At 41.4% G+C, this 12,006-nt stretch carries 10 protein-coding genes; all 10 read left to right on the forward strand.

Annotation, left to right across the window (positions count from 1 at the left end):
• The first annotated feature begins 233 nt into the window (after nt 1-233).
• The 10 genes from EDC16_RS10640 (at nt 234) to EDC16_RS10685 (ending at nt 11,988) form a co-directional block, all read left to right on the forward strand.
• Nucleotides 234-1,169 carry a substrate-binding domain-containing protein gene (locus EDC16_RS10640; protein WP_416069077.1) on the forward strand — a complete coding sequence of 312 codons (936 nt, stop codon included), beginning with the start codon at nt 234-236 and terminating at the stop codon, nt 1,167-1,169.
• Nucleotides 1,170-1,254: 85 nt separating this feature from the next.
• Nucleotides 1,255-2,733, forward strand: a complete 1,479-nt coding sequence (locus EDC16_RS10645; RefSeq protein ID WP_132967838.1) for a sugar ABC transporter ATP-binding protein — start codon at nt 1,255-1,257, stop codon at nt 2,731-2,733.
• Nucleotides 2,723-3,691 carry an ABC transporter permease gene (locus EDC16_RS10650; RefSeq protein ID WP_132967839.1) on the forward strand — a complete coding sequence of 323 codons (969 nt, stop codon included), beginning with the start codon at nt 2,723-2,725 and terminating at the stop codon, nt 3,689-3,691. Before EDC16_RS10645 ends, EDC16_RS10650 begins: the two co-directional genes overlap by 11 nt.
• Nucleotides 3,692-3,696: 5 nt before the next feature.
• Nucleotides 3,697-4,647: an ABC transporter permease gene (locus tag EDC16_RS10655; RefSeq protein ID WP_132967840.1), complete on the forward strand. Its 951-nt coding sequence runs from the start codon at nt 3,697-3,699 to the stop codon at nt 4,645-4,647.
• A gap of 18 nt (nt 4,648-4,665) precedes the next feature.
• Entirely contained in the window at nt 4,666-6,348 is a 1,683-nt protein-coding gene (locus EDC16_RS10660; RefSeq protein ID WP_132967841.1) for a ribulokinase, read from the forward strand.
• Between the two features lie 207 nt (nt 6,349-6,555).
• The gene (locus EDC16_RS10665; protein WP_132967842.1) at nt 6,556-7,308 is read left to right on the forward strand and encodes a DeoR/GlpR family DNA-binding transcription regulator; all 753 of its coding nucleotides are present in this window, start codon (nt 6,556-6,558) and stop codon (nt 7,306-7,308) included.
• Between the two features lie 226 nt (nt 7,309-7,534).
• Nucleotides 7,535-9,301, forward strand: a complete 1,767-nt coding sequence (fucI, locus tag EDC16_RS10670) for an L-fucose isomerase (RefSeq protein ID WP_132967843.1) — start codon at nt 7,535-7,537, stop codon at nt 9,299-9,301.
• A 98-nt stretch (nt 9,302-9,399) separates the two neighbouring features.
• Nucleotides 9,400-10,887, forward strand: coding sequence for an L-fuculokinase (fucK, locus tag EDC16_RS10675; RefSeq protein WP_132967844.1), 1,488 nt, complete (start codon nt 9,400-9,402; stop codon nt 10,885-10,887).
• On the forward strand, nt 10,881-11,318 hold the full coding sequence (fucU, locus tag EDC16_RS10680) for an L-fucose mutarotase (RefSeq protein WP_132967845.1): 438 nt from the start codon (nt 10,881-10,883) through the stop codon (nt 11,316-11,318). Before fucK ends, fucU begins: the two co-directional genes overlap by 7 nt.
• Before the next feature lie 22 nt (nt 11,319-11,340).
• Nucleotides 11,341-11,988, forward strand: coding sequence for an L-fuculose-phosphate aldolase (locus EDC16_RS10685; protein ID WP_132967846.1), 648 nt, complete (start codon nt 11,341-11,343; stop codon nt 11,986-11,988).
• Nucleotides 11,989-12,006: the final 18 nt, after the last annotated feature.

Genomic DNA, 12,006 nt, shown 5'->3' on the forward strand with positions numbered 1-12,006 from the left:
ATTTTACATATAAATCCCCCTAATTCTAGCCTATTATTCCTACAGACTAAAAATACAGCATATTGCAATGACTTTATTGTTATAAAAATCAATATGTTATGTTATTTTTTGGTCATGTACATTGATAAAGATGTAATATACCATTAGCAAAAATACCCATATTTAATAATATAACGAGGTGAATAATGAAAAAGCTGACCATGAAAAATCTATTCTTAACAGGACTGTTAAGCATGACGGTTCTTACACCTAATGTAATGGCAAAAGAGGTTGAAATAGTCAATATTTCCAAAATAGCGGGTATGCCGTGGTTCAATCGTATGGCTGAGGGCGTTGAACAAGCAGGAAAAGATTTTGGCGTAAATGCTTATCAAGTAGGTCCTTCCAGTACAGATGCGCCACAGCAGGTAAAATTAATCGAAGATTTGATTGCTAAAAAAGTCGATTCAATTTCCATTGTACCAAATGATGCAAATGTTCTAGAACCGGTACTCAAAAAAGCCAAAGAGCAAGGAATCGTTGTACTAACGCATGAATCTGTCGGGCAACCAAGTGCGGATTGGGATATTGAAATCATTGATAATGCACAATTTGCAGCTGACAACGTAGAAGAGGTAGCAAAAGTGATGGGAGGTAAAGGCGGATATGTAATTTATGTCGGAGGCTTGACTGTGCCACAGCATAACCTTTGGGCCGATCTCTTTGTAAAATACCAAAAAGAACACTATCCAGAGATGTTTGAAGTAACAACTCGTATGCCGGTAGCGGAAAATATTGATGATGCGCGCCGTACTACACTAGATTTAATGAAAGCGCACCCTGATTTGAAAACAGTGGTTTCTTTTGGTTCACAAGGTCCGATCGGAGCAGGGCTAGCAGTCAGAGAAAAACGTATGAAAGATAAATTCTTTGTCTTTGGTATGATGATTCCTTCGCAAGCCGCCTCTCTGATTAAAAGTGGCAATATCACGATGGGAATTACCTATGACCCAGCTTCAGGCGGTTATGCTTTAGCTGCAGTTGCTGCCAAATTATTAAAAGGTGAAGACATTACTCAGGGGTTTGAAATTCCAAATGTAGGAAAAGCAAACGTAAATAAAGAGAATCGTCTGATTCAGTTCCATAAAGTCTTAAAAGTCACAAAAGAAAATATTGATAGCCTTTATTAATTCTTCTAAAAATGTATGGATTCCCGCTATATAAAAAGGGAATCCATCATCCTGCTTATCAATCTTCATAGTAAAGGTGGTTATTATGACTTTTATTACCATGGAAAATATTTCCAAAACCTTTTATGGTGTGAAAGCATTGAATAATGTCTCATTAACCTTGAATCAAGGTGAAGTACTTTGCTTAGCCGGACAAAACGGCTGTGGCAAATCAACATTAATTAAGATCTTATCCGGCGTTTATCAACCGGATAAAAATGCAAGAATAACAATAGACTCTGATCAATATGACAAGCTAACACCCAAAGAGTCGATCAAAAAAGGCATTCAGGTAATTTATCAAGATCTTTCGCTATTTCCTAATTTGACTGTGGCTGAAAATATTGCGATTAATTTACATCATGATCACTTTTTATCAAGTAAGAAAAATATTTATGCTATTGCAGATAATACATTAAAAAATATCAACGCCAACTTAACGTTAGATGCTTTGGTAGAAACACTTTCGATTGCCCAACAACAATTGGTTGCTATATGTCGTGCGCTAGCTCAAGACGCGCGCTTGATTATTATGGATGAACCAACAGCTTCTTTAACCGTACAAGAAGTTCAATCATTACTCAAAATTGTTCAACAACTTAAAAATACGGGGATTAGCATTATTTTCGTTAGCCATAAACTAAACGAAGTTATTAAGGTTTCAGATCAGGTGCTGGTGCTCAAAGACGGAGGTTTAGTCGGTAGCTATCCAATCACTGAAATCAATGAAAAAAGGCTGGCTTACTTAATGACCGGTATAGAGTTTCATTACGAAAGATTATTACCTGTTGCTGATTCAAAACCCCTTCTGACAGTTAATAAATTATCTAAGGAAAACCAATATCAGGATATTTCTTTTTCTCTACAAAAAGGAGAAGTGATTTCAATAATCGGCTTGTTAGGCTCCGGCAGAACAGAACTCTGTTTAAGCTTATTTGGAGTAAGTTCACCAGATAGTGGGGATATTATTTTAAACAACCAAAAAGTTGTATTCAAAAGTAATCGTGATGCAATTTCTGCCGGTATCGGGTATGTATCAGAGGATAGAATGGCAACTGGCCTGGTAATGAACTCGTCAATCAAAGACAATATTATTTCGACGATCTTCAATAAAATCACCTCAAAATTCGGTTTAATTAATGAAAAACATGTTTTATCTTATAGTAATCATTTGATTCAGCAGTTAAAAATAAAATCACCCAATTCAGATCTTCCGGTAAATACACTGTCGGGCGGTAACGCACAACGGGTGTCAATCGCTAAATGGCTAGCAATCAAACCGGATTTATTGATTTTAGATGAACCGACAATTGGCGTTGACATTGCCAATAAAGAAGGAATATTTAATATTATAAAATCCCTTTCCATACAAGGTATTTCAGTTATTTTTATTACGGATGAGGTTGAAGAGGCTTACTATAATAGCCACCGAATTTTTGTGATGAAATCCGGAAAAATAAGTCATGAGTTTATCGTCAAAGAAACAAGTGAGAGCGAAATCTTGGAGGCAATCAATGAAAAATAAATCTATTTCACAGAATTTCTTTTTGATTGTAACGATTTTAACAATATCTATTTATTTATCACTCAAAACAGATGACTTTCTGACGATAGAAAATCTTTATGATGTAATCAATAGTTATTCCATGCTGGCTATTTTAGCTTGTGGATTATTTATCGTACTCATTTCAGGTGGGATTGATATTTCGTTTCCGGCAATTACAATCATTTCGCAATATATTATGGTTTCATTTATCATGAAACATGATGCAAATTATTTAGTTGTTTTTCTGATTTCAATTACTTCTGGAGTTTCCTTAGGATTAATTAATGCAGTAATCGTGAATAAACTGAAAGTACCTTCTATCATTATCACTATTTCAACATTGAATATATTTTATGGTTTGTTACTTTACATCACTAAAGGAACTTGGTTATATGACTACCCCGCATGGTTTCAACAAGAAATTATTATCTTTAAAGCAACAACAGCAGACGGTTTCGAATATGGACTTTCATTTCAATTTATTTTATTACTGGCTGTGATTTTGCTAACCGGATTGATAATGAATAAAACCAGTGTTGGAAGAAAAATTTATGCCTTGGGGGGTAATGCAGAAGCGGCATCACGGATTGGATTCAGTTTATTAAAGTTACATCTTTTTGTATATGGTTATATGGGATTTGTTGCCGGTATTGCTGGTATCGTACAGTCATATACCGTACAAACGGTCGCACCCGATTCATTATTAGGTTATGAATTAACAGTACTGGCGGCAGTTGTACTGGGTGGAACCAGTTTAATCGGTGGTAAAGGAACTCTATCAGGCACCATAATGGGGGTTATTTTACTTGCCATAATTCAAAATGGATTGAATCTTTTAGGTATTTCATCATACTGGCAAACCGTAGTAACCGGCTTAATTATTGTATTCAGTGTCAGTATGACTGCATGGAGCCAACGGAAGAAAATAGGAGTATAGCCGTTATGCATAAATTTAATGACAGTTCTTTTAGGTATTTGATAATACTATTGATTATAATAATACTTACATTTAGCTTTTTTATTCCTGATATTTTTTGGTCACTCAATAATTTCCAATCAATAGCATCACAAATCCCTATTCTTGGTGTTCTAACACTGGCAATGGCGATCACCATGCTGATAGGTGGAATCAATTTATCCATTATTGCCACGATGAATTCCTGCTCACTGGTTATGGCATTTTACCTTATACATTATCCTACATCTGTTTTTATCGCTATTTTATTAGGCTTAATTACAGCAATCATAATCGGATTAGTAAACGGATTATTAATCGCTATTGTCAGGGTATCACCAATTCTTGCAACACTGGGAACAATGACATTACTGAATGGTTTAAATGTATTACGATCCAAAGGTTCTGCAGTTTCTAACTTTTCCGATCATATTTTAATTTTAAATAGCGGTGTTTGGTTTGGCATTCCAATTCCACTAATTATTTTTCTCTTTTTATCTATCATGTCATGGATTATTTTTGATAAAACCACGTTGGGGAAATCGATCTATTTTATCGGAAATAATGAGCGTGCAACTTATTTCTCTGGCATCAACACAAAAAAAGTTATTGTGCTAGTTTATATTATTTCTTCTATACTTTGTGTTGCTGCCGCACTCTTAATGATGTCAAAACTTAACTCTGCCAAAGCATCTTACGGCGATTCTTATTTATTAACAGCTATTCTGGCAGCCGTATTGGGAGGTGTAAATCCTGATGGTGGTAAAGGAAAATTAATAGGCATTTTGGCTGCTCTAATTTTGTTACAAACATTAGAAAGCGGTTTAAATATTATTGGATTAAGTAGTTACATTACAATGGCTCTTTGGGGTGCATTATTAATTGTATTTATTTTCTTACAGAAATATCAATTTAACTTTTTTACCAAAAGAAAATAGTTATAGAGGGGCATTATTATGTCAGAACAATTTGTTATTGGTTTAGACTTTGGCAGTGATTCTGTACGTTCGTTGTTAGTCAACTGTCAAAGTGGAGAAGAAGTTGCAACATACGTCAGTAACTATCCTCGATGGAAGAAAGAACTTTATTGTGATTCAGATAATAACCAATTCCGCCATCATCCTTTAGATTATATTGAATCAATGACAGAAGCTATTTGTCAAATCACACAAAATATTGATGAAAAAATTCGGCAAAATATCGTTGGTATTGGGATTGACGCAACAGGCTCAACTCCGGCGCCAATCGATGCGGAAGGAAACATTTTAGCATTAAATGAGTCGTTTAAAGATAACCCAAACGCAATGTTTATTTTATGGAAAGATCATACTGCCACCAAAGAAGCAGAATATATTACCGAGCTGTGCCATAGTGGAAAATATCCCGATTATACTAAATATATCGGCGGTACTTACTCTGCTGAATGGTTCTGGGCAAAAATTACCCATATACAATCTACTGATGAAGCAGTAAGACAACATGCTGTGAATTGGGTTGAATTATGCGATTGGGTGCCCGCACTTTTATCCGGTACTACTCATCCAGGCTTACTAAAAAGAGGACGTTGCACTGCCGGGCATAAAAGCTTGTGGCATCCAGACTGGAACGGTTTACCCTCAAAAGCATTTTTAACAGCACTGCATCCATCAATCACAGGAAATTTACAAACTCCACTATTTACTGAAACCCAAACCGCTGACGTGGCAGTCGGAACTATTACTTCCGAATGGGCGAAAAAGTTAAACTTACCCAGAAATGTGATTATTTCTGGTGGCGCATTGGATTGTCACATGGGTACTGTCGGCGCTGGCGCTTCTAAAAATACCTTAGTTAAAGTTATTGGTACATCAACCTGTGATGTGTTAATCACAGACTATGAAACGGTAAATAAACGCTCTATTGAGGGAATATGCGGACAAGTTGATGGTAGCGTGATTCCAAATGCCATAGGATTAGAAGCGGGACAATCAGCTTTTGGCGATATTTATGCTTGGTTTGCAAGAGTACTGAGCTGGCCTTTAGAACATTTAAAACAGCAACAACCACAGTTACAATCAGAAATTGAGGATTTCAGGCAAAAATTATTAGTTACTCTTGCAGAGGAGTGGGATAAAAATCCTCGGCTGGAACATTTACCGTTAACACTTGACTGGTTTAACGGCAGAAGGACGCCGTTTGCCAATCAAAAATTAAAAGGTGTTATTTCCGGTATCGGCTTAGGAAGCGATGCTAGCTCAATTTTCGGCTCATTGATTGTTGCGACAGCCTGCGGTTCCAGAATGATTATGGAATGCCTCAGTTCACAGCAAGTACCGGTAGAAAAAATTATTGCATTGGGCGGAATCGCAAGAAAATCATCGGTCGTGATGCAAACTTGTGCCGATGTAATGGAAAAACCTATTCAAATTGTAAAATCCGATCAATGTTGTGCATTAGGTGCCGCTATTTTTGCGGCGGTTGCAGCAGAGGTTTTCGCCACAGTTGAATTAGCACAAGGGGCTATGGCAAGCAAAATGGAAAAAACCTATTATCCAAATGAAAACAGAAGTCAACAGTATAATGCACTATACCAACAGTATAGAGAATGGGCAGAAGCCGCAGAGCCATTATATAACAAATTTTTTCTCAATCATTTCTGACTACTTAATAGGACAGTATTAAGAGCTGTTGATCTTTGTTTATAATTTGAGCTATAGACAAAGATCAACAAACCCAAAGCTTAGAAAAAGATAGTCTGAATGGCATATCCTTTTCTTTCATTTAGACAAAAACATACCAATCCCCCGCAATTCCCCTTATAATCGAAAATGCCCGATTTGACCGTTTTTTATAATGAGAAATTAATCATGAAAGAGAGAGAACGCTTTATTCTGGAACAGATTAACAAGCTAGGGAAAGTCGATGTGAATATCTTGGCACTGGATTTGGCGGTGTCGCTGGAAACCATTCGGCGCGATTTGACCAAGCTGGATCGCAAAGGGTTGTTGCACCGCACTCATGGCGGTGCAGTCGGGTTGAAAGCTAAAGATGTGGGGCATTCGTTTCAAGCTCGGCAAAAAAACAATTCAGACGCCAAGCGTTTGATTGCCGAAAGTGCGGTCGAGTATATGTTCGAGGGAGCGGTGATTGGCTTGGACGCCAGCACCACTAGTTGGTTTTTCGCACAGGCAATGCCCGATATACCGTGCACCGTGGTCACTAATGCAATGCACAATATCAATGCGTTATCTGGCAAATCCAACATCAAAACCATTGCTACCGGTGGCGTTTACTCTGCGAAATACGATGCGTTTTACGGGCCGTTATCGGAACAATTATTGCAGCGTTTGCACATCGACATCGGGATTTTTTCTTGTATCGGTGTCGATGAAGGCGGTTCGGTGTGGGAATCAAATGAGTTAAATGCCTCGATCAAACGTAAAATTATGGCAGCGTCCGAACAAAAATTTTTGCTGGTTGATAACAGTAAATTGGGGCGTAAGAGCCTGATGAAGATTTGCGATCTATCGCAAATCGATATTTTGTTTTGCGATCAACTGCCGAATGATGAATTAAAACGTTATTGCGATCAGCAAAATTTATTGGTAATCACCACTTAAAAATGCCCGATTTGCCCGAATTTATTTTAATTAAAATTGTTCGGGCAATCTCAACCGCACTTTTCTCTCTTTTTTATGCTGTTTTCGTGATTAAGCTCACAACAATGCACCTTGTTTAAACAAAATCCTTTTCTCAATTAATCGCTAGTTCGAAGATAGTTTTCAGAAAGCCATTTTCAAACTGAAATTTACTTCATTAGTGATGGATTAAAAGAGGAACAATACAATGAGCATAGCAAAATCCCAACCGATCAGAATTGGTATTCGCCCGACAATTGACGGGCGCCGTCTAGGCGTGCGTGAGTCACTGGAAGAGCAAACTATGGCAATGGCGAAATCCGTTGCAAAATTATTAACGACTGAAATTCGCCATCCCAATGGCGATTTTGTCGAATGTGTGATTGCTGACAGTTGCATTGGTGGCGTTGCTGAAGCGGCTGCCTGTGCGGAAAAATTCAAGCTGAATAATGTCGGCGTGGTGCTCACGGTGACACCTTGCTGGTGCTACGGTTCGGAAACCATTGATATGGATCCGCATATGCCAAAAGCGATTTGGGGCTTTAACGGCACCGAACGTCCAGGCGCAGTCTATCTGGCTGCCGCATTGGCAGGCCATTCACAATTGGGGTTGCCAGCATTTTCAATTTATGGCACCGAAGTGCAGGAATCCAGCGACACCTCTATTCCGCCGGATGTACAAGAAAAACTGTTGCGCTTTGCCCGTGCCGGTTTAACTGTTGCCAATATCCGCGGCAAATCCTATCTTTCAATTGGTTCGGTTTCCATGGGTATTGCCGGTTCAATCGTCAATCAAACCTTCTTCCAAGAATATCTGGGCATGCGCAACGAATATGTTGATATGACCGAGATTAAACGTCGCTTAGATCGCCATATTTATGATCAAGCGGAAGTCGATCTGGCGCTGACTTGGGTGAAAGAATATTGCAAGGAAGGCATCGATGTGAATGCACCGGAAAACCAAAAAACGGCGGAACAACGTGCTGAGCTTTGGGAAAACGTGGTGAAAATGGCGATTATCACCCGTGATCTGATGGTAGGTAATCCAAAACTGGCTGAGCTGAATTACGGGGAAGAAGCGTTGGGACACAATGCGATTGCTGCCGGTTTCCAAGGGCAACGCCAATGGACCGATCACATGCCGAACGGCGATTTTATGGAAGCCATTCTCAATTCTAGCTACGATTGGAGCGGCGTGCGTCCGCCATACATTTTAGCAACCGAGAATGACTCACTCAATGCCGTTTGTATGTTGTTTGGCAATCAATTGACTGGGCAGGCGCAGATATTTGCCGATGTGCGAACATATTGGAGCGAAGATGCGGTGGAACGTGTCACCGGTTTCCGTCCGGAGAGCGGTTTTATCCACTTGATCAATTCCGGTTCCGCGGCGTTGGACGGCACCGGACAACATCAAGATCAAAACGGCAAGCCAGTGATTAAACCCGTGTGGCAAGTCACCGAAGCTGACGGCAAACGTTGTCTGGAAAACACCCGTTGGTGCCCGGCGGTGCATGAATATTTCCGTGGCGGCGGCTACTCTTCACAATATTTAACTCGTGGTGGCATGCCGTTCACCATGACCCGTATCAATATTATCAAAGGAATCGGACCGGTATTGCAAATCGCTGAAGGCTGGTCGATTGATCTGCCGCCGGAAGTACACGATATTCTGAATAAACGCACTAACGAAACCTGGCCAACCACCTGGTTTGTGCCACGCCTCACCGGCAAAGGCGCATTCAGCGATGTGTATTCGGTGATGGCAAATTGGGGCGCCAACCACTGTGTTGCTACCTTTGGTCATGTCGGCGCCGACTTTATCACGTTGGCTTCCATGCTGCGGATTCCGGTGTGTATGCACAATGTGGAAGAGAAACATATTTTCCGCCCAAGCACTTGGAATGCCTTTGGTATGGATAAAGAAGGTCAAGATTACCGAGCTTGCGAGAATTTCGGACCACTCTATCGTTAAAAGATTCACCAAATAGCATGCAATAAAACTATGCCATAACACAAAGTGCGGTCACAGTAGAAAACCGATTCTGCCCTGACCGCACTTAGGGAAACTTTATGCCTATTGTACTGATTTTCGACTGTGGTGCGACCAATACCCGCACGATTGCGCTAAATGAAAAAGGGCAGATTTTAGCGGCACACCACATCGCCAGCAATACCAAAGTCGGCGCCGAGTCGACCGATTACCATATTTGGGATTTTGCTGAAATTTGCGATAAGTTATCCGAGTGTACCCGCCATGTGGTCGTGCAATTAACCCATAAACATCATGATATTCAAGAAATTATCGGCATTTCCGTCACCACTTTCGGTGTGGACGGTGCGCCGTTTGACCGTGACGGCAAGCAGATTTATCCGATCATCTCGTGGAAATGCCCACGCACCCTGCCAATTATGCAAAATATCAGCAACTATTTTGAGATTGAAAAACTTTATACCCGCAACGGCATCGGTTTGTACAGCTTCAACACCCTGTTCAAACTGCTGTGGTTGAAAGAGAACCAAACGGAAATTTATCAACAAATGGATAAATTTGTGTTTATCTCCTCGATGTTGACCCACTGGTTAACCGGGGTTTTCAGCACCGACAAAACCATGGCTGGCACCTCTATGTTGACCAATTTGCAAAGTGGCACTTGGGATCCCAGTATTTTGTCGGTATTGAATTTAACCAAGCACCATTTTCCGCCCATCGTCGAAGCCGGTACACCAATCGGTGAATTGCAAGCCAATATCGCCCATCAAATGGGCTTGCCCGCCGGTATTCCGGTGATCTCTTGTGGTCATGATACCCAATTTGCGATTTTCGGCTCCGGCGCTAAGCCAAATCAGCCGGTGTTAAGCTCCGGTACTTGGGAAATCTTGATGGCACGCACTGCTAAAGTCGAACCGCACTTTGACTTAATTCATCACGGTTTAACCACCGAATTTGATGCCAAAACCGACTACTACACTCCCGGTGTGCAATGGCTCGGTTCCGGCGTATTGGAATGGGTCGGCAAATTGTTCTACCGCGATGTGTATGAGATGCCACATTACTACCCAACCATGATCAGCGAAGCCGAAACCGTACCATTAGGCGCAAACGGCGTGGAATGGCACGGTAGTTTCAACGATGCCGAAACATTTGCTCAACATGGCAAAATCGTAGGGCTTTCATTGCATTCGCAACGAGCTGAAGTTTACCGTGCCGCCTTGGAATATATGGCCTATCAATTAAAACACGGCTTAGCCACATTGGAACAAGTCAGTCACTTTCAAGCTGAGCGCCTGATTTGCGTTGGCGGCGGCTCAAAAAACCGTTTGTGGAACCAGATCCGTGCCGACGTATTGGGTTTACCGATCGAAATTGTGGATGTGGCTGAAGCCACGGTCTTAGGCGCAGCGATGTTCACCTTTGCCGGCGCACAATATTACCAAAATGCCGACGTTGCTCAACAGCAAATGCAGCCGCAGCGCAAGACGATTCAGCCCTCTGCCGACAGCCCAGCTTATCAACAATGGTTGGCCAACTACATTCAACACGGAGCAAACCCATGTTAAAAGGAATTCATCCGGCAATTTCGCCGACACTGTTAAAAATTTTGGCTGAAATGGGGCACGGCGATGAAATCGTGTTTGCCGATGCCCATTTTCCGGCGCACCAACTGCACTCACAAGTGGTACGCGCCGACGGTATTAAAATTGATGTGCTGCTGAGTGCAGTTACACCACTATTCGAATTAGATCAATACGTTGATAGCCCATTGATTATGATGGCTGCCGTCGAAGGCGACAGCCTCGACCCCACGGTTGCTGCCCGCTATTTAGCCGCAATTCAACCCAATATCACACCATTGCCCAGCATTGAACAGATTGATCGTTTTGCCTTTTACCAACGTGCACAACAAGCCTATGCCGTTGTCGTCAGCGGTGAATTGGCAAAATACGGCAATATTATTTTGAAAAAAGGGGTTACGCCGGTCGTAGCCTGAACATTATTTAAAGGACACCAACATGAACAGACAAGCACTTTCCCGAGAAATTATTGATACCTGCCTCGAAATGACCCGCTTAGGGTTGAACCAAGGTACTGCCGGCAATGTCAGCGCACGTTATAACGGCGGCATGCTGATCACACCCAGCGGCATGCCTTATGAGCAGATGAATGAAGACTGCATCGTGTTTGTTGATGGTGACGGTCACTATGAAGCTGGCAAATTGCCGTCCAGCGAATGGCGTTTTCACCATGCGGTGTATCAAGCCCGCCCAGATTTAGATGCTGTGGTGCATAACCATGCGATCCACTGCTCAGCCGTCTCGATTTTGGGCAAAGCGATTCCGGCGATTCACTACATGGTCGCCGTCGGCGGCACCGACCATATTCCGTGTGTCCCCTATGCCACTTTCGGCACCCCAAAACTGGCGGAATATGTACAGCAAGGAATTCAGCAGAGCAAAGCAATTTTATTACAGCACCATGGCTTGATCGCTGCCGAAAAAAATCTGCGAAAAGCACTATGGCTGGCGCATGAAGTGGAAGTGTTGGCAACCTGGTACATTCAGCTATTAGCCATCACCAACGATGTGCCGGTGCTATCGCCGCAAGAGATCCAAGTGGTTCTGGGCAAATTCAGCACCTATGGTTTAAGAATCGAGGATTAATAATTTGTTAGCAGGAGT

This window comes from Testudinibacter aquarius, assembly GCF_004342725.1.
GTDB classification, from domain to species: domain Bacteria; phylum Pseudomonadota; class Gammaproteobacteria; order Enterobacterales; family Pasteurellaceae; genus Chelonobacter; species Chelonobacter aquarius.